This is a genomic window from Agrobacterium sp. rho-13.3, assembly GCF_033957765.2.
Lineage (GTDB): Bacteria > Pseudomonadota > Alphaproteobacteria > Rhizobiales > Rhizobiaceae > Agrobacterium.
The window spans coordinates 1,838,133-1,855,790 of sequence record NZ_CP192775.1; the positions used below are offsets into that span (position 1 = coordinate 1,838,133).

General features: G+C 55.6%; 18 protein-coding genes. 13 read left to right on the forward strand and 5 right to left on the reverse strand.

Annotated elements, in window-relative coordinates; all coding sequences use genetic code 11:
- Nucleotides 1-57: 57 nt before the first annotated feature.
- The 4 genes from RMR16_RS23145 (at nt 58) to RMR16_RS23160 (ending at nt 6,473) form a co-directional block, all read left to right on the forward strand.
- Nucleotides 58-1,134, forward strand: coding sequence for an efflux RND transporter periplasmic adaptor subunit (locus RMR16_RS23145; protein WP_320197948.1), 1,077 nt, complete (start codon nt 58-60; stop codon nt 1,132-1,134).
- Entirely contained in the window at nt 1,131-2,213 is a 1,083-nt protein-coding gene (locus RMR16_RS23150; protein ID WP_320197949.1) for an efflux RND transporter periplasmic adaptor subunit, read from the forward strand. Before RMR16_RS23145 ends, RMR16_RS23150 begins: the two co-directional genes overlap by 4 nt.
- Nucleotides 2,210-5,284, forward strand: coding sequence for an efflux RND transporter permease subunit (locus RMR16_RS23155; RefSeq protein ID WP_320197950.1), 3,075 nt, complete (start codon nt 2,210-2,212; stop codon nt 5,282-5,284). The genes RMR16_RS23150 and RMR16_RS23155 overlap by 4 nt, the downstream gene beginning before the upstream one ends.
- Nucleotides 5,285-5,345: 61 nt before the next feature.
- Nucleotides 5,346-6,473, forward strand: coding sequence for an alpha/beta hydrolase (locus RMR16_RS23160; protein WP_320197951.1), 1,128 nt, complete (start codon nt 5,346-5,348; stop codon nt 6,471-6,473).
- A 52-nt stretch (nt 6,474-6,525) separates the two neighbouring features.
- Here the strand turns inward: RMR16_RS23160 and RMR16_RS23165 are convergent, their stop codons facing one another.
- The 3 genes from RMR16_RS23165 to RMR16_RS23175 all read right to left on the reverse strand — a co-directional run bounded on the left by RMR16_RS23165 (nt 6,526) and on the right by RMR16_RS23175 (nt 7,785).
- Nucleotides 6,526-6,978 carry a pyridoxamine 5'-phosphate oxidase family protein gene (locus RMR16_RS23165; RefSeq protein ID WP_320197952.1) on the reverse strand — a complete coding sequence of 151 codons (453 nt, stop codon included), beginning with the start codon at nt 6,976-6,978 and terminating at the stop codon, nt 6,526-6,528.
- 286 nt (nt 6,979-7,264) lie between these two features.
- Complete coding sequence (locus RMR16_RS23170) at nt 7,265-7,543, reverse strand: type II toxin-antitoxin system RelE/ParE family toxin (RefSeq protein WP_320197953.1); 279 nt, start codon at nt 7,541-7,543, stop codon at nt 7,265-7,267.
- A complete protein-coding gene (locus tag RMR16_RS23175; RefSeq protein WP_320197954.1) occupies nt 7,540-7,785 on the reverse strand; it encodes a CopG family ribbon-helix-helix protein in 246 nt (81 codons plus the stop codon). Before RMR16_RS23175 ends, RMR16_RS23170 begins: the two co-directional genes overlap by 4 nt.
- 357 nt (nt 7,786-8,142) lie before the next feature.
- Between RMR16_RS23175 and RMR16_RS23180 the strand changes: the two genes are divergently transcribed.
- The 3 genes from RMR16_RS23180 to RMR16_RS23190 all read left to right on the forward strand — a co-directional run bounded on the left by RMR16_RS23180 (nt 8,143) and on the right by RMR16_RS23190 (nt 9,555).
- Nucleotides 8,143-8,403 carry a hypothetical protein gene (locus RMR16_RS23180; protein WP_320197955.1) on the forward strand — a complete coding sequence of 87 codons (261 nt, stop codon included), beginning with the start codon at nt 8,143-8,145 and terminating at the stop codon, nt 8,401-8,403.
- Between the two features lie 133 nt (nt 8,404-8,536).
- Nucleotides 8,537-8,962 carry a plastocyanin/azurin family copper-binding protein gene (locus RMR16_RS23185; protein WP_320197956.1) on the forward strand — a complete coding sequence of 142 codons (426 nt, stop codon included), beginning with the start codon at nt 8,537-8,539 and terminating at the stop codon, nt 8,960-8,962.
- A 92-nt stretch (nt 8,963-9,054) separates the two neighbouring features.
- On the forward strand, nt 9,055-9,555 hold the full coding sequence (locus RMR16_RS23190) for a cytochrome b (RefSeq protein ID WP_320197957.1): 501 nt from the start codon (nt 9,055-9,057) through the stop codon (nt 9,553-9,555).
- Nucleotides 9,556-9,664: 109 nt separating this feature from the next.
- Here the strand turns inward: RMR16_RS23190 and RMR16_RS23195 are convergent, their stop codons facing one another.
- Nucleotides 9,665-10,297 (reverse strand): hypothetical protein, encoded by a 633-nt coding sequence (locus tag RMR16_RS23195; RefSeq protein ID WP_320197958.1) that lies wholly within the window; start codon nt 10,295-10,297, stop codon nt 9,665-9,667.
- Nucleotides 10,298-10,700: 403 nt separating this feature from the next.
- Here RMR16_RS23195 and RMR16_RS23200 point away from each other — a divergent pair, with 403 nt between their 5' ends.
- The 6 genes from RMR16_RS23200 to RMR16_RS23225 all read left to right on the forward strand — a co-directional run bounded on the left by RMR16_RS23200 (nt 10,701) and on the right by RMR16_RS23225 (nt 16,811).
- A complete protein-coding gene (locus RMR16_RS23200; RefSeq protein ID WP_320197959.1) occupies nt 10,701-11,039 on the forward strand; it encodes a hypothetical protein in 339 nt (112 codons plus the stop codon).
- Nucleotides 11,040-11,609: 570 nt separating this feature from the next.
- Nucleotides 11,610-13,139, forward strand: coding sequence for an ABC transporter substrate-binding protein (locus RMR16_RS23205; RefSeq protein ID WP_320197960.1), 1,530 nt, complete (start codon nt 11,610-11,612; stop codon nt 13,137-13,139).
- Between the two features lie 86 nt (nt 13,140-13,225).
- On the forward strand, nt 13,226-14,167 hold the full coding sequence (locus RMR16_RS23210) for an ABC transporter permease (RefSeq protein WP_320197961.1): 942 nt from the start codon (nt 13,226-13,228) through the stop codon (nt 14,165-14,167).
- 22 nt (nt 14,168-14,189) lie between these two features.
- Nucleotides 14,190-15,059: an ABC transporter permease gene (locus RMR16_RS23215; protein ID WP_413785934.1), complete on the forward strand. Its 870-nt coding sequence runs from the start codon at nt 14,190-14,192 to the stop codon at nt 15,057-15,059.
- 1 nt (nt 15,060) lies between these two features.
- Nucleotides 15,061-16,266, forward strand: coding sequence for an amidohydrolase/deacetylase family metallohydrolase (locus tag RMR16_RS23220; RefSeq protein WP_320197963.1), 1,206 nt, complete (start codon nt 15,061-15,063; stop codon nt 16,264-16,266).
- 47 nt (nt 16,267-16,313) lie between these two features.
- Complete coding sequence (locus tag RMR16_RS23225; protein WP_320197964.1) at nt 16,314-16,811, forward strand: RidA family protein; 498 nt, start codon at nt 16,314-16,316, stop codon at nt 16,809-16,811.
- A gap of 15 nt (nt 16,812-16,826) precedes the next feature.
- On the opposite strand, the gene RMR16_RS23230 is transcribed toward RMR16_RS23225, so the two are convergent.
- Nucleotides 16,827-17,645 carry an IclR family transcriptional regulator gene (locus RMR16_RS23230; protein ID WP_320198018.1) on the reverse strand — a complete coding sequence of 273 codons (819 nt, stop codon included), beginning with the start codon at nt 17,643-17,645 and terminating at the stop codon, nt 16,827-16,829.
- Nucleotides 17,646-17,658 lie beyond the last annotated feature (13 nt).

Genomic DNA, 17,658 nt, shown 5'->3' on the forward strand with positions numbered 1-17,658 from the left:
TTGACTATCTAGTCAGTCAATATTATCACAATCCTATTGCTGTTCAAGGGGCGTATTATGAGACGGGCACTTTCACACACCGTTATTCTAGGTTTTGCCGCTATTTCCTTGGCGGCCTGCAGACCCGAAGACGAGGCCAAAGAAAAGCGCGCTAGGCAAGTAGAGACGGTCGTCGTGAAAGCGACCTCAGTTTCCGATACGCTCTCAACGACAGGCGAAATCAGTGCAAGGGTCACCACCGACCTGTCGTTCAGGGGGAGCGGGAGGATCAAGGAACTTAGTGTCGACGTCGGCGACCATGTTCAGCCTGGGCAGGTGCTCGCTCGAATTGATCCGGAAGAACAGAACGCTGACCTCCAGGTCGCACTGGCCGGCTTCCAGTCCGCACTGGCCCAGCAAACCCAGGCAATGCAGACTTTGAAGCGACAGCAGAGCCTTTTCACGACAGGTGTCACCACCCAAGCGGCTCTAGACGATGCGCAAGAGGGAGTACTGACGGCGCAGGCCACCGTCCAGTCGGCACAGTCACAGGTTGATACCGCGCGCGACGCGCTCGATCAGACCAACCTTAAGGCGGATGCCAGCGGGGTGATTACCGCTCGTAGCGTGGAAGTCGGGCAAATCGCACAAGCGGCTGCGGTGGTTTTCACGCTCGCTCACGACGGGCCGCGCGACGCGGTTATCAACGCCGACGAGTCCGCCCTTCTGGGGCGCGCGATAGAGAGCGACGTGGACGTCAAAATGTTGTCTGGTGCAGAGACTTTCAAAGCGAAGGTTAGGGAAGTCTCCCCGACCATAGACACTACGACAGGGACAATTAGGGTAAAGCTAAGCCTTGAAGGCGCTGGCGACGCCCGACTTGGAAGTTCAGTCATCGCCACGGCACGCTACGTACCGGCCGAAACAATAGAATTGCCCTGGTCCGCAATGGGATCCTATGCGGGCCGTCCAGCGGTTTGGATCGTGCACCCTGAGACAAATTCAGTATCGCTCCGTCCCGTGGACGTTTCAAACTACCGTACGGAACACTTTTCAGTCCGCTCAGGCGTTGCCGAGGGCGACATCGTCGTTTCCAACGGCACCAAGTTCCTGAGCGATGGCCAGGTTGTTGACTTTGCTGGAGCCGCCAAATGAATACGACATTACGTTTCTGCATCTTGATGTCGGGAGCATCGCTTCTTGCCTCTTGTCAGAAGGAAAAAGAGCCAGCAGAACAGCCGCGCCCGGTCATATCCATAATCGCCCAGCGTCTCCCTGTTGCACCTACGGCTTTTGCCGGGACAGTCGGGGCACGCGTGGAAACGGAGTTTGGTTTCCGCATCCTGGGTCGGGTTGTGGCTCGCAATGTCCAAGTCGGCGACTTGGTGAACAAAGGCGATGTTCTCGCTACTATCGACCCACTCGCGCTCGAATTCTCCGTCAAGAGCGCGCAGTCTGACCTTGCCAACAGCCTGGCGCAGCTTACAAACGCCCGCACGATCGAAAAGCGGCAAAAAACACTTTTCGAAAAACAATCGGGAGCGAAGGCCGCCTACGAGACCGCTGAGCTGGAACGCAGGACGGCCGAGGCGGCTGTTGCCAAAGCCCATGCAAATCTCGACAAAGCCGAAGAGCAACTTGGTTATTCTCGTCTGCTGGCTGAATTCGACGGCGTCGTGACGGCAACCTCTGCGGAAGTTGGCCAAGTGGTCTCTGCGGGACAGAGTGTTGCAAAAGTCGCCCGACCGGAAGAACGCGAGGCCGTCATCGACGTGCCGGAAGCAGGCAGCTTGCTCCTGGTACAAGGTACTGCCTTCGACGTCTCTTTGCAGCTTGATCCCAAGATCCACGCGACAGGGATCGTTCGCGAAATAGCACCAGAAGCGGATGACGCGACGCGCACCCGCCGCGCCAGGCTCACACTTGTCGATCCTCCGCAAGCGCTCAGGCTTGGATCGGTCATCACGGCCAGCGCAGCCGCTGACTCACAGCCCACCATTCGACTTCCCGCGTCCGCAATCCGGATGGTGGATGGAAAGCCTTCGGTATGGGTCATCAATGCCCAAACAGGGAAAGTGTCTTCCCGCGTCGTTATCCTCGATGGCGATCCCATGTCTGAAACAACCATCACGGTGACAGAGGGGGTCGCGCCAGGCGACCGTGTCGTCACTGCGGGTGTCAACAAGCTCGAGGACGACCAGACCGTCCGCGTCGGGCAGGAGATCAACAAGTGAAATCTTTCAACCTCTCTGACTGGGCGCTCGAGCACCGATCGCTCGTCTGGTACTTCATGATCGTTTTCATACTCGCTGGCACGCTTTCATATTTTAATCTCGGCCGCGAGGAAGACCCTGCTTTCACGATCAAGACGATGACCGTCAGTGCGCAGTGGCCCGGCGCGTCCGCTGAAGAGATGACGCGACAGGTCACTGACCGGATTGAAAAAAAGCTCGAGGAACTGGACTCGCTCGATTTCACCCGCAGCGAGACGACAGCCGGAAGGACAACTGTCTTCCTTGAGCTGAAGGCAACGACGAAGGCAAAGGACGTTACTGGGAACTGGCTTCGTGTTCGAAACATGATCAACGACATCAAGGGAGAGTTTCCGAGCGGTGTCGCGGGTCCATTTTTCAACGATACCTTCGGCGACGTCTTCGGTAACATTTATGCTTTTACGGCGGACGGCCTGACGCAACGTCAGCTGCGCGATCTTGTTGAAGACTCGCGTGCCAAGCTACTGACTGTTCCTAATGTCGGGGAAATCGCCGTCGTCGGCGCTCAGGACGAGGCGATCTACCTCGAATTTTCCACACGCAAAATCGCCGCCCTCGGGATAGATCGTCAGTCTGTCATTGACACGCTGCAGGCACAGAACGCGGTAACGCAGTCCGGTTTCATGGACGCGGGCCCCGAACGGATAGCGCTTCGGGTCGGTGGACAGTTCACTTCCGAAGAGAGCCTCAAAGAGATCAATCTCAGGGTCAACGACCGATATTTTCCGCTGACCGACATCGCGACGATAAAGCGTGGCTACGTCGATCCGCCAACGTCGCTGTTCCGTTTTAAGGGGAAGCCGGCGATCGGCCTTGCTATTGGCATGACGGCTGGATCGAACCTCCTGGATTTCGGGAAGGAGCTCGACGCCCGGATGAAGCGCGTCGTGTCTAATTTGCCGATTGGCGTGGACGTCGAGCGTGTTTCGGATCAGCCTGCCGTTGTTAAAGAAGCTGTCTCGGGGTTCACAACTGCATTGTTTGAGGCGATCGCCATCGTACTTGCCATCAGTTTCATCAGTTTGGGCGTGCGCGCCGGGCTTGTTGTGGCAATCTCCATACCGCTCGTCTTGGCGATCACCTTTGTCGTCATGGAGTATGCGGGCATTTCACTCCAGCGTATCTCTCTCGGCGCGCTCATCATCGCTCTGGGCCTTCTCGTCGATGACGCCATGATTGCGGTCGAGATGATGGTTGCACGGCTTGAAGTCGGTGACGATCTGCGCAAGGCAGCGACCTACGTCTATACCTCGACCGCTTTCCCTATGCTGACGGGAACCCTCGTGACTGTCGCAGGGTTCATTCCGATAGGCCTCAACAACAGTGCCGCGGGCGAATTCACCTTCACACTCTTCGTTGTCATTGCGGTTTCTCTCGTCGTGTCGTGGATCGTGGCGGTCCTGTTCACCCCCCTGCTCGGCGTGACCATCCTACCCAAAACCATGAAGTCGAACCACGAACGCAAGGGACGCATAGCGACCGCGTTCTCGTGGATGCTCGGCTTGGCGATGCGCTGGCGCTGGGTAACTATTGCCACGACATGCGCCGCCTTCGCCTTGTCCATTGCCGGACTGGGTCTTGTACAGCAACAGTTCTTCCCGGCATCCGACCGTGTCGAACTCATCGTAGACTGGAGTATGCCTCAAAACACCACTATCGCTGAAACCAGCCGCCAGATGATGCAGTTCGAGAGCGAGAAGCTTGAAGGAAACACCGACATCGATCATTGGTCGACTTATGTTGGTCAGGGCGCGCCTCGCTTCATTCTGTCCTACGACGTACAGACGCCGGCGGCATGGTTTGGTCAGGTCGTTATCGTCGCAAAGGATCTCGAAGCAAGAAAAAGACTTCGCGCAGACCTGCAGGATTATGTCACCAAGACCTTCCCCGGAACCGATGCGTTCGTGAAGCTTTTGGACATTGGGCCTCCTGTTGGAAAACCAGTGCAATATCGGGTGAGCGGGCCGGACATCCAGAAAGTTCGCCAAATCGCCCAGTCCTTCGGAGCGATCGTCAATGAAAACCCACGCGTCACCAACATGGCTTACGACTGGAACGAACCGACGCGGGTGGTCAAGGTGGACGTTCTCCAGGATAAGGCAAGGCAACTCGGGGTGACCTCAGAAGATATCGCGACAACTCTGAACGGGATTGTACAAGGGTCTTCGGCAACGCAGATAAGGGACGGCATCTATCTGATCAATGTTATCGGGAGGGCCCAGGACAGCGAACGGGGCTCAATCGAGACACTTCGAAATCTGCAGCTACCCGGAGCAAATGGGAAATCTGTACCTCTCTCGGCTGTCGCTAAATTCCGGTATGAACTCGAACAACCCATGATCGGGCGGCGGGACAGAATACCCACAATCACCATCAAGGCCGCGGTCGAAGGTTCCACTCAGCCCGCGACGATTGTTGAACAGTTAAAGCCTGAAGTCGACAAATTCAGAGAGACTCTCCCCGTCGGGTACGAGGTGGAGGTAGGCGGCTCTGTCGAGGCGAGCGGTGACGCTCAGGGACCGATAGCCGCCGTTGCGCCGTTGATGCTGTTCGCCATGGCGACGATCCTCATGATCCAACTCCAAGGTTTCAGCCGCCTGTTTCTTGTGTTTGCCGTGGCCCCTTTAGCATTGATTGGCGTCGTCGCGGCGCTCCTGGTGAGCAATGCGCCGATGGGTTTCGTCGCGATCCTTGGCATACTGGCTCTAATCGGGATACTGATCAGAAACTCTGTAATCCTTGTGGTCCAGATCGAGCATCTCAGAAGTGAAGGCACACCGCCATGGCGCGCTGTTGTCGAGGCGACCGAGCATCGGATGCGGCCGATCATGCTGACCGCGGCGGCGGCGACACTCGCCCTCATTCCCATATCACGGGAGATTTTCTGGGGGCCCATGGCCTACGCCATGATGGGCGGGATCGTCGTGGGAACGGTTGTGACGCTTTTGTTTCTCCCGGCTCTGTACGTGGCTTGGTTCCGCATACCAACCGAAGACATCTCAGCCAAATCTGAGGTCGTCGCGGCCAACTAAGGAAGAAGACGGTCCACGTCTCCTTCCACTTCTCTCTTTTCGTAAACGAGGCGCGTGGTCTATGAGTGTCAAATACATCAAGCTTGGCTGCGGCCGGTTCACTGTTCTAATGCTCGTACTTCTGACAGCCGCGACCTCGTGCGCTTCGCGGCCGCCATCATCTGTTCTCCAGCCTATCAGTCTCGTCCAAAACGAAAGCGGCAAGATTACACTGCTCGCGATCACGAACCGTAACCAGGACAGTGACGGAAAGGGGTTTGGAAGCCGTTGGGCAGCGAAACTCACCTACGAAAAATACAGGTTCTCCGTGCCTTCGGAGCGCAAGTCCACCGCCATTGTCTACCCGTCAAAAAATCCCGATCCCCGTCGCGAATTTGTGGTCACGGCACGTGAGAAACTTTCGGAGAAGGAACTTGTCGAAGACGCGACGAGTTCGGCGAATTTCGACGGAACTGTTGCGGTCTTCGTTCATGGTTACAACTACAGCTACCAGGAGGCGCTCTTTAGAACAGCGCAGATGGCGGCCGACGCGGACACATTAAGCCCGCCAATTCTTTTTTCCTGGCCCTCGGCGGCCAGCTATACCGGTTACGTGACGGACAGGGACGCGGCTCTTTATTCGCGTGGAGAGCTTGAACGCATCATTGGGGCGCTAGCAACAGACCGCAGAGTCAAACGTATTGTTTTGTTCGGCCACAGCATGGGCGGCTTCCTGTCCATGGAGGCCGCAGCGCAGCTTAAACTTCAAGGCAGACGTGACGTTATGGAAAAGCTGCAGATCGTCCTTGCCGCCCCTGACATAGACGTTGACGTGTTCAGGTCTCAGTTGCGCGATCTCGGACGCCTGAAGTCACCGATTACCCTTCTTGTGTCAAAGACCGACGGGGCGTTGACAATATCCAGCGTGATCGGCGGCGAGCGACCCCGCATAGGTCGTTTGGATATCAATGATCCGCTGGTACGAGATGCGGCGATTGCTCACCATGTCAACATAATTGACGTAGGTTCAGTTGAGTCGTCTGACGGTCTCGGACATGATCGCTACGCCGCGCTGGCACGGTTTAGTGGAGAGCTGCGGAGGGCGGAAGCGCAAAACCGCGGAGGTGGAAATGTTGGAGCGTTGGTGTTCCAAGCCGCAGGCGCCGTTGTGGCCAGCCCATTTAAGGTAGCCGAACAGATTGTTCGGTGAGAACTCATCCTCTGCCTGGAATGATAATCATACTGAGCAAGCGCTTGGTTATCTAGTCGCTGATCGCCCGACGCCCCGATAAACTTTCGATTTGAACGCTGAAGAATATCGGAAGTGAAGGGGTGCTTGAGATATTTGTCTCACCTGGCTTGTAAGCGCCAGGCTCCCACCAGTCGTTCTTCTTTTGCAAAAGCGACCAGGCATACATGTGCTCCGTATGCCCCGTCTCATCATCGGGTAACTCTTGGAACAGTCCCTCAACCAAAACGCTGTGCCAGTCCTGCGTTGTCTCGATTTGGTCGAGTTGAATGCACACATGTGGGTCGGCTCGCAGGCTTTCGATCTTCTTGCCCGGCATCGAGAAAGCGTAAAGCGTACCGCCGCGGTAACTGTAGTGGATAGGCACAACGTACGGCTTGCCGGCTGCTATGCAGCCCAGATGACCGGTACTGTTGGCTTCAAGTATAGCCTGGCACTCAGGCGTCGTCATCTCCTGCACTTTCATGTGGCAATCCTGACGAATGGCTACGAGCAACTTTCGAAGGAAAGTCACTGAGCGACATTGAGTATGCGCTTTTTCCCGCAGATGGCAATCACAAGTGTTGTATTTGGAAGGGGCTTTTGTCAGCTCAAGATCGTCGGATGAAGCTGTGCGTCAAGCGTAACCGTCCGAAAGGAAATCCATGAGCCATGACTGCCCGCCTTTGGTAAATATGTCGACGGTTCGTTACCGTTCAAAGGCGACGGCAGATTCCCTGCCGCTGATGTTTTATCCCCGCGACGTACTGTAACTACAGCCTTTTTGTCCATTTCTGAGAGGCGTGCATCACCGTAATGATCTCGATATATTGGCGAACCCGATAAGGGATGATGTAGGGAATGTCGGACAATACAACTTCCCGCGTGCCGGTGATGCGACCGATGCGACCAGCGTTCGGCAACTCTGCCAACGTATCGACGCACGCTACAACCCGCGCAGCGGCATCTGGGTCGTCATGCGCAATGTACGCACCGATTTCGTCAAGACGCTGCAACGCCCGCACGGTCCAGCGAATGCGCTTCTGCTTCATGACTGAGCAGTCGTCTTGACATATTTACCGACTACGCGTGCCACATCTTCATCACTGGCAAATTCGCCTCGGTCGGCCTCGGCAATTCCGGCTTCAATTTCTGCAAGCTGCCATTCTTCGCGTGAAACAAAATCTTCAATGGCCTGTGCTGCCATGTAAGAGCGGGAACGGTCGAGCTTTTGAGCAATCTCGTTTAGACGGTCGGCCACCTCGTCCGGGACGCGGATCGTGAATGCGGTCATGAAAAGGTCCTCTCTTGTTCATCTCGAATATCTTTGAACCACTTTGGTTCGTCGAGGTTCAATTGATTATTTTCCGAGACTCTCTTGTTGTGCGGGTTCACGTTGGCGCATAGGATGATCTCTCCGACGACGACCGCCGCCGTATGCTCAACAGCGACACGACTGGGTCGATCATTCGTATCCGATCAACTGCAAGTGGAGTGCGGCGTCTGTTGTTGGCCGAAAGCGTTCTTGCTTAAACGAACCGGCGTCAGCAGAAATCAGTTCAAGGCTAAAATACTGGCGGTTTTAGAGGCGAAACGTAATCGACGTCGGAGTTGCCTTTGTTCGGTCAAAACACTCCCTCTATAAGCACATATGGAAACCTTTAAGATCTATATCCCTGAAGACTTTTATTCCATTTGGGTGATGGCAATTGTTGTCGTCATCGCGATCTGGTTGGTGATGTTCGTGGTGCGCAAGCTAATCGGCGTTGCATTAGTCGCGGCTCTGATTATAGGCGGCCTCATGGTCTGGCAAAATCCCGCAGTGCTGCGCTCCGCTCAAGATACTGCTGTGCACTACTACGACCAGTGGCGTTTTGGCGCGACGGCCGATGAAGACCAGCGACGCGGGTAGCGGCTGGGGTTGATGCAAAGGTCCACTTTTTTGTTTCTCCAGCCAGGGCGCCAACTTTGATGCGTGCGTTCAGGTAGCTGTCAGAATCAACCTCCAGTAAGTGCCACACGTCCACAATCAAAAGGTAAAATCGATGTTCAACGTCCGAACCACACTCACCGCATTTGCTCTCATCTTCGTAGCCGTGCCTGCTTTTGCCGCCTCCACGGTCAAGGTTGTCGAAGGAGGCGAGGGTGGTGGACCGATGACCCTGACACTGGATCAGTCGACCATAAAGTCCGGCGAGACGACGTTTCTTGTCCACAATGACGCGATGACCGAAGAGCACGAAATGGTGCTTGTGAAGCTGAAGTCAGCGGATCAGGCAATCGCTGTCGTCAAGGGCAAGGATCGTGTCGATGAAAAGACGCTCAACAGCATGGGCGAAGTTGCCGAACTGAAGCCGGGTGCCGATGGCACACTGAAGGCCAAGCTTGCACCGGGGTCTTACGTTCTTCTCTGCAACATCAAGGGCCACTACCAGGCGGGTATGCACGCCATGTTGACGGTAACGAAGTAGGTCCACCGACCAATTAGAAATCAAGCATACGTCTCGGGGATATTTGCAAGCAGATCCCTGAGACCCCTCTCGACGGGTTGAAAGGTTTGTCATTGACCATATCCGCTCCCCTTTCATTTTCACTCCCTCAACGCATACTGCATTGGCTCACGGCTGCGCTGGTGATCTTCAATCTGCTTCTTCCTGATGGCATGACCGAATGGCACCGAAGCATCAGGCGGACCGGTTCTGCGACGGCAGAACAAATCGCAAGCGCCAACATTCATGCCTATGTCGGTATCGCCATCTTGGTTCTGGTTGTGCTTCGTCTTGTTCTCCGCTTCCGCCAAGGCGTTCCAGCATCGCCGCCCCAGGAGCCCGCGATCTTCCGGTTGGCAGCCAAAGCCGCGCACGTCGCGCTTTATGCCCTGTTGATTGGCATGCCGCTGACGGGCATGGCCGCCTATTATCTCGGATTTTCGGGGGCAGGTTCTTTCCATGCCGATGTCTTGAAAGTCATCCTGTGGATACTGATCGCGGGCCACGTGCTTGGAGCGCTCGTTCACCAGTTCTACTGGAAGACAAATGTCTTGCGGCGGATGACCGTCGGCTAAATCATTCTGCAGGTGCTGCCCGCGTTGCAAAAGGCAAACATATTCGCGAGCAGCTTCCAGCGTGACCCAACCACACCCGTTTGTGGCCGACCCTTCTTAGGAAACAAGCTTAACGAAGCAGTCCGTCGACGTCGAAATCTTCCCAGCCGCCAAGCTTGGGAGCCATATCATTGGCGTTGTCTTTTGACGTCTTGGACCGCTTTGCAGCCTCCTTCTTGAGAGAGCGTGTCAGTTTCGCCTGATATGCAGCACGCTGCCTCTTTTCGGATTTCGCCTCGGCGTCCTCCACCCGCCATTCTTCCACAGCTCCTTTGTCGAGAAGATCTTCCACCACCTTGGGGTCGAAAACATGGAACGTGATCTGACGTGCACGTCCGTTCAGTCTGACGGTTCTCGTGCCAGCGCTCGGCAGGCGGCCGTCGGCGAGCCAACGATGTCGCTCGCTGGTCTTGATGGTGAGGATGTCCTCGATTTCGCGCGGAATGACCGGCAGTGCTCCGGCCTCCGTCACCACTTTCGTCACGATGGCCGCCGCAGCATTGAAGGCAGTCTTTTCGCTAGCCGCCATCGCGAGTATCAGATCGACGCCTTCCAGTGAGATCGATTTTTTTGAAATGGCAGGCAGCCTTGCCTGTATTGCCTGAAGGACGCCCTTTGCACGAACGGCTGACCCCATCGTGACATCGGCCGGCAAGGTCCAGGTCCTGATCAGTTCAATGTCATTTTTTTCACGCTTCGGCATTTCGCAGAGATGGTGTTGCGGTGCATTTAAATCAACAATCCTATTGAATGCTCTCGACGTAAAGCTATCGTACTTCCATCAAGATGCTGAGGAACCCGCTTGCCGAGCTTGATATAGAGCATGACTGCTCGAAGTCTGTCTACATAGGAATACATGAACTACCTCCTGGTGGTCCAAGTTTTCGTCCGCATTCCCGATCTTGTGCTACTGGGTCAGTTCTCAGTGACAATCAACAGCCTGGGCTAGCGCCGCGCTTTGCTGACTCCACCGCGAGGTCAATGTCGATCTTCGCCGTCAAGCATCCGTCAAGACAATGCAGACGTCATTCACAGACGGACGGAACCGATTGGCCTGCCAAGCGCTTCAGTTTGAGAAACAGCATTGACGTTCAGGGGAACAAGATATGAAAACAGCTTTGCTACTATTTGTTACGAGTACGGTCGCCTTGACTTCGTCTATCACTCAGGCGCAAACCAACAACGATACTGCGGCAACTGCTTGCCAATCCACCGGCCTTATCGCGCTCAAACAGACATCCCCGGAGATTACGGACCTCGTTTTTGATATGGAAACTCTCGCTGTCAGCGCCGCAGACACGAAAGTCGAAAACGTATCTGTAAAAACTGTGATTATGGGCGAAGCTTACATTGCTCGCGGTGGACAGACAGGCAAGCCCGACCGTTTCGTTTGTCTCATCGGAGAAAAGGGCAAAGTCCTGCTCACTTTCTTCACTGCCCAATAGCTTCTTATAAATAAGAGCAATAAAGTCTCCGCATCCAACGGCTTTTAATAGGGACGCTGAAGGAGGTCGGAGATTTCTTCGATCAGAGGTGGTCTCAGAAGAAGATAAGTGCGCTGGGATGATTATTTGTGCTTGCCTTAAAAGGTCGGCTTCACTCGGCGTATCGAACCTATTCTGCGTTTCGCCTGACCCATCTCGAGACCATTCAGCCCAGAGCCCTTGGCGGCAGAAATCTCTTTTTTCTTGAGAGATTGAAAGAAAAAAGCACGCTAAACTTCTGAAATTGCATTCTTATTCCTAAATTGAGACCAAGATTTCAGGTCGTTGGTAACCGACCACGATAGCGTGGAGTTGGAATTTCAGCCCACCTTTGGTGCGCCCTCACGCATGGTCAGGATCGCCTAGGAAATTTCATTCAGGCGAGACGCGGTTGTCGTTGGCAATTCATCGCTTGATGAGATTTCGTGTCCAGAGGCGAGTCATCCTAATTGACACCTCACCGCTTTCGGTTATTCTGTTATAACAATCTAAATAACATAATAATGGAACAAACAAAAACGGGAGCTCTGCATGAAACTCAAGCTAGCACTTCTTATTGCCTCCGCCCTTGTCGCTGCACCTTCGCTTCTTTCCGCTCAAGACAAAGGTGGCGTGATCAATGTTGCGACGATTGGCGAGCCGCCGACACTCGATCCGATGGCATCGACTGCGGATTTGGTCGGCATCGTTACGCAGCATATTTTCGAGACGCTTTACACGTTCGATAAGGACTGGAAGACGACGCCTCTGCTTGCCGAAAGCCTGCCTGAGATCAGTGCGGATGGCAAAATTTATACGATCAAGCTGCGCTCCGGCATCAAGTTCCATGATGGTTCCGAGATGGCATCTGACGATGTCGTGGCCTCGCTGAACCGCTGGATCAAGGTGGCATCACGCGGTAAGCAAGCAGCTTCCTTCATCGACAAGATCGCGGCGACCGATCCTTCGACGGTGACAATCTCTTTAAAACAGCCCTATGCGCCACTCGTCTCGTTGTTGGCCTTCAACAATTCCGCTGCGATCATTCTGCCAGCCGAAAAACAAGATGAGCCGATGAAGGAGTTCATCGGCACGGGTCCTTATATGCTTAAAGAGCGAAAGGCCGACCAGTATATCCAGCTTGTGCGTTTCGATGGTTACACACCCCGGTCTGGCGAAAGCAACGGCTACGGTGGTGCACGTCATCAATATCTCGATGAAATCCGTTTCGTACCCGTGCCGGACGCCAATACCCGTATAGAAGCGGCAGTCTCTGGCCAGTACGATTACATCGATAGTCTCCCGGTCGAATCCTTCGACAAGATAAAGTCGTCTACCGTCACTGAACCGGTTGTTCTCAAGCCCTTCGGCTATCCTGTTTTCGTGTTCAACACGGCAGAAGGTGTTGCCAAGGATGTCGCCATGCGCAAGGCGATCCGCCAGGCGCTGAGCATGGAAGACATGATGGCTGCGGCCTTCGGCAGCACGGATTTCTACGCGCTGGATGGTGATATCTATCCGAAGAATTTCGTCTGGAACACAGACGCCGGTGTTGAAGGCAGTTACAATCTGGCTGACCCTGAAGGTGCGGCGGCGGCGGCGAAAGCTGCCGGTTATGACGGCGAAAAGCCCATCCGTATTCTGACGAGCCGTCAGTATGAATTCCATTACAAGATGGCGCAGGTCGCAGCCGAATATCTGAAACTCGCCGGTTTCAAGGTGGATATGCAGGTCGTGGATTGGGCAACGCTCACGCAGCGGCGCGCAGACAAGGGCCTTTGGGACATTTATATCACCCACAGTCCCTTCCTGCCGGAGCCTGCGCTGATCGGATCGCTTGCGCCGTCATCGCCCGGCTGGTGGGATACACCGCTGCGCAAGCAAACCGTCGAGGCATTTTCCGCCGAATCCGATCCGCAAAAGCGGATCGCTCTATGGGCCGATGTTCAAAAGGCCATGTATGCAGAAATCCCCTACATGAAGATCGGCGATTTCAACGGCCTGACTGCCAAAGCCAAGAAGGTCGAGGGCGTGGTCCCCGCTCCATGGCCGTATTTCTGGAATGCTTCTATCAAGAAGTGACGCTTTTTTTCGATCGTCCGGATGCCGCTAAGCGGCGGCTCCGGTTTCGAAAATGTTTCTGTCTTGGAGCATGAAGAGAGACGTATATGATCCGTTATATTCTCCAGCGCCTGTTCGGCATGATCGTCGTGATGTTTCTCGTCGTGACCATCGTTTTCGTCATCGTGCGCGTCACGCCGGGTGATCCTGCTGCCGTCATGCTGGGTCCGGATGCGTCCGCTCAGGACATTGCCGATCTGCGCATGCGGCTGGGGCTGGATCAGTCCCTTATCGTGCAATATCTGATCTATATCGGCCAAATGCTGAAGGGTGATCTTGGCCAGTCCATATTCCTCAACATGCCGGTGACATCCGCTCTCATGGCGCGGGCTGAACCCACATTCTTCCTGACGCTGTTTTCACTCCTGATCGCCAGCGTTATCGCGCTGCCCATCGGCATTTATGCGGCTTATCGACGTGGCTCTTTTATTGATCAGGCGGCAACGACGGTTGCCATGCTGGCGGCCAGCATTCCCAGCTTCTGGCTCGGCCTCATCCTCATGCAGTTCTTTGCGGTGCGACTGAACCTGTTTCCCGTGTCCGGTTATGGCGGGCCGGGTTCAAGCTTCATGGAGCGCATGTATCATCTGACGCTTCCAGCTTTTGCGCTCGGCGTCGTCTCGTCCGCCCTTATCCTGCGTTTTACGCGTGCTTCCATGCTGGATGTCCTGGGCGACGACTATATTCGCACTGCGCGCGCCAAAGGTCTGGTCGAACGTCGTGTCATCCTAAAACATGCTTTGAAAAACGCGCTGATCCCGATCCTGACTGTCGTCGGGCTCACCGCTGCCGTGCTGATCTCAGGCGCCGTCGTCACCGAAACCGTGTTTGGCCTACCGGGTGTCGGCAGTCTGGTCGTGTCTGCCGTACTGCGGCGGGATTATCCGGTTATTCAAGGAGCCCTGCTGGTCATTGCGGCGCTCTACGTCCTCATCAATTTCGCAATCGATATGCTGTATTTGGCGATCGATCCGCGTGTGCGTTATTAAGGGGGCGCGACGGATGGTCGATATGGCAGCAACTACACCAAAACCCGCCGCGAGCGATGGCTCCAAGTTCCTGCGGCGGTTTCTGAAGCGCAAGACAGTGGCTTTCGGCCTCATCATTCTGGTCATTTTCGTTCTGCTGGCTGCGCTAGCACCCTGGATTGCGCCTTATTCGCCGTCCAAGCTATCCATCGTCAACCGGCTGAAGCCGCCAAGCGACATCTTCTGGTTCGGCACCGACGAGTTTGGTCGCGACGTTTTTTCGCGAACCATCTATTCAGCGCGGTTGTCGTTGCTGATTGGTGCGTCCGTCGTCGTATTGTCGGCGGCCATCGGCGTCACGCTGGGGCTTCTGGCCGGTTTCTTCCAGAAACTCGACACGCCGATTGCCCGTCTGATCGATGCAATGATGGCGTTTCCCGATATTCTTCTCGCGATCGCGCTGGTGGCGGCCCTTGGGCCTTCGCTCACCACCGTCATCATCGCGCTGTCGATTGTTTATTCGCCACGTCTTGCCCGTATCGTCCGCGCCTCAACGTTGGTGATCCGCGAACTGCCTTACGTGGAAGCTGCGCAAGCGCTCGGCATATCCACCCTGCATATCATGACACGGCACGTCTTGCGCAATTTGCTCTCGCCGATTCTCGTTCAGGCAACTTTCCTGTTCGCTAGCGCCATGCTGGCGGAGGCGGGGCTTTCCTTTCTTGGGCTTGGCGTCAGCCCAGAAATTCCAACCTGGGGAACAATGATCGCCAGCGGTCGCCAATATATCGGGCAGGCCGACTGGATGACCTATTTTCCCGGCTTTGCCATTATTCTTTCCGTGCTGTCGCTGCAAATGGTCGGCGATGGTTTGCGGGACATGCTCGATCCAAGACTGCGAAGGGATTTGTAATATGACCGGGGAAAACGCGAAACCGCTCCTCCTTACCAACGTCAAGCCAATGGCTTTTGGCGACACTGCACAGACTGGCACGACCGATATTCTCGTCGGCGGTGACGGCAAGATTGCCGCTATCGGTCAGTCTATCGCTGCTCCCGCAGATGCCACACGTATTGACGGCAAGGGCGCATGGATTTCCCCCGGCTGGGTGGATTTGCACGTCCACATCTGGCACGGCGGCACGGATATCTCGATCCGCCCTTCGGAATGCGGTGCGGAACGTGGCGTCACCACATTGGTCGATGCAGGATCTGCGGGTGAAGCCAATTTCCACGGCTTCCGCGAATATATCATCGAGCCTTCCAAGGAACGCATCAAGGCATTCCTCAACCTTGGCTCCATTGGTCTGGTTGCCTGCAATCGTGTCGCGGAATTGCGCGATATCAGAGATATCGACCTTGATCGTATTCTCGAATGCTACGCAGAAAACAGCGAACACATCGTTGGTCTGAAGGTGCGTGCCAGCCACGTCATTACAGGCTCTTGGGGCGTGACGCCGGTTAAACTGGGCAAGAAGATTGCCAAAATTCTGAAGATACCGATGATGGTGCATGTTGGAGAGCCGCCTGCGCTGTACGACGAAGTGTTGGAAATCCTGGGGCCCGGCGATGTTGTTACCCACTGCTTTAACGGTAAGGCGGGTTCGTCCATCATGGAAGACGACGACCTGTTCAACCTTGCCGAACGCTGCGCGTCTGAAGGCGTTCGGCTGGATATCGGCCACGGTGGCGCATCCTTCTCGTTCAAGGTGGCCGAAGCGGCGATAGCGCGCGGTCTGCTGCCGCATTCCATCTCCACCGATTTGCACGGCCATTCCATGAACTTTCCGGTCTGGGATCTGGCGACGACCATGTCCAAGCTGATGTCTGTCGGCATGCCCTTCGACAAGGTCGTCAACGCCGTGACCCATGCACCCGCCGAAGTCATCAAGCTTGACATGCAAAACCGCCTGTCAGTCGGTGCGCGAGCCGATTTCACGATTTTCGATGTCATCGACTCCGATCTCGAAGCGACCGATTCCAATGGTGACGTCTCGCAACTGAAGCAATTGTTCGAGCCGCGTTACGCCGTCATTGGCGCAGAAGCGACTATCGCCAGCCGTTACATTCCGCGCGCGCGGAAACTGGTTCGTCACAGCCATGGTTATTCCTACCGCTGAGTGCTGCCAGACATGAACATACAATTTCGCATGACACAGGAGTTTGCGTGACCCAGTCCCCGATCAAGTCAGAAGCAAAGGCGGACACGCCCTATGACCGACTTGCTGCGCTCGGCATCGAACTGCCGCCGCCAGCTCCACCAATCGCCAATTTCGTGACGCATGTTATCGAAGGCAACATGCTGTACTTGTCTGGCCAAGGCCCGCGTGAGGCAGATGGTTTCATGCACACTGGTAAGGTCGGAACGAATGTTTCGGCGGAAAAGGCCTATGCGGATGCGCGCCTGACGGGCGTTAACCTGCTTGCCGTCATGCATGATGCATTGGGCGATCTGTCCCGCGTTCGCCGCATCGTGAAACTGCTCGGCATGGTCAATGCCGCGCCGGATTTTCTGGACCATCCGCAGGTCATCAACGGCTGCTCCGATCTCTTCAATGCCGTATTTGGTGAAGCCGGCCAGCATGCGCGCTCCGCAGTCGGTTTCGGTTCTCTTCCGGGCAATATTACGGTCGAGATCGAAGCCATTGTGGCGTTGCACGGCTAAGGGCAGAGGAGACAGTTAGTGGCCGCGCCATCCCATCAGCTTTTCGATCCGAGCGGCCGACGCCTTGACGCGGTCGGCATAGCCGGACTTGTCGGCAAGCACTTTCTGTTCAGGAAGAACGATGGAAATCGTTGCGACACAATCTCCCTTGTTATCGACAATCGGCGAGGCGATGCAGGCCACGGAATAATCGGACTCACCGGCCTGAATGGACAGCCGCTCCTCAAAAGCCTTGCGCGCCGCGTCAGACAACGTCGTGGCATCGATGGTGGCACGGCCGGTGGGAGAAATGCGCGCACCGCGCTTGAACAAGTCGATACGCTCGGCCTCTGGCATATGGCCGACAAGGAGACGCCCGGATGCCGTCCAGTTGAGGGGGACGCGGGTGCCGACACGAGAGGCGACCTGAAAATGGCTGGGACCATCGGCCATGGCCAGCACCAGCATGTGCTCAGCGTCACGACCACAAACCTGAACGGTTTCGCCAGCCTCGCGGCAAAGATCGTGCATTTCGTGGGTGGCGACACTCATGAAGTCCAGCGAACGGGCGTAAGCCAGGCCATAATGATAGAGCCGTGCGCCGAGCCAGATCATGCCGTCGGCATTTCGGGCAAGCATGTTCTTTTCCACCAGATCATCGATGATCACATAGACCGTGGAAAGCGGAGCCTTCACGGCCTTGGCAATGGCGTAGGCTCCGGCGGGCGCACCGGTTTCATACAGATAATCGATCACCTGCAAGGCGCGGTCGATGCCGCTGACACGCGAACGGCGCGCTTTGCCATCACCGTCAACCGTCGATGTCGCCTCGGAAGTTTCCGATGATGCCTTCAAATCCAAAACCACG

Excerpts from the sequence above, each read along its gene's own strand:
- RMR16_RS23145 (WP_320197948.1), top strand. The coding sequence starts at position 58 with ATGAGACGGGCACTTTCACACACCGTTATTCTAGGTTTTGCCGCTATT.
- RMR16_RS23150 (WP_320197949.1), top strand. The coding sequence starts at position 1,131 with ATGAATACGACATTACGTTTCTGCATCTTGATGTCGGGAGCATCGCTT.
- RMR16_RS23160 (WP_320197951.1), top strand. The coding sequence starts at position 5,346 with ATGAGTGTCAAATACATCAAGCTTGGCTGCGGCCGGTTCACTGTTCTA.
- RMR16_RS23165 (WP_320197952.1), bottom strand. The coding sequence starts at position 6,978 with ATGAAAGTGCAGGAGATGACGACGCCTGAGTGCCAGGCTATACTTGAA.
- RMR16_RS23170 (WP_320197953.1), bottom strand. The coding sequence starts at position 7,543 with ATGAAGCAGAAGCGCATTCGCTGGACCGTGCGGGCGTTGCAGCGTCTT.
- RMR16_RS23175 (WP_320197954.1), bottom strand. The coding sequence starts at position 7,785 with ATGACCGCATTCACGATCCGCGTCCCGGACGAGGTGGCCGACCGTCTA.
- RMR16_RS23180 (WP_320197955.1), top strand. The coding sequence starts at position 8,143 with ATGGAAACCTTTAAGATCTATATCCCTGAAGACTTTTATTCCATTTGG.
- RMR16_RS23185 (WP_320197956.1), top strand. The coding sequence starts at position 8,537 with ATGTTCAACGTCCGAACCACACTCACCGCATTTGCTCTCATCTTCGTA.
- RMR16_RS23195 (WP_320197958.1), bottom strand. The coding sequence starts at position 10,297 with ATGCCGAAGCGTGAAAAAAATGACATTGAACTGATCAGGACCTGGACC.
- RMR16_RS23200 (WP_320197959.1), top strand. The coding sequence starts at position 10,701 with ATGAAAACAGCTTTGCTACTATTTGTTACGAGTACGGTCGCCTTGACT.
- RMR16_RS23205 (WP_320197960.1), top strand. The coding sequence starts at position 11,610 with ATGAAACTCAAGCTAGCACTTCTTATTGCCTCCGCCCTTGTCGCTGCA.
- RMR16_RS23210 (WP_320197961.1), top strand. The coding sequence starts at position 13,226 with ATGATCCGTTATATTCTCCAGCGCCTGTTCGGCATGATCGTCGTGATG.
- RMR16_RS23215 (WP_413785934.1), top strand. The coding sequence starts at position 14,190 with ATGGCAGCAACTACACCAAAACCCGCCGCGAGCGATGGCTCCAAGTTC.
- RMR16_RS23220 (WP_320197963.1), top strand. The coding sequence starts at position 15,061 with ATGACCGGGGAAAACGCGAAACCGCTCCTCCTTACCAACGTCAAGCCA.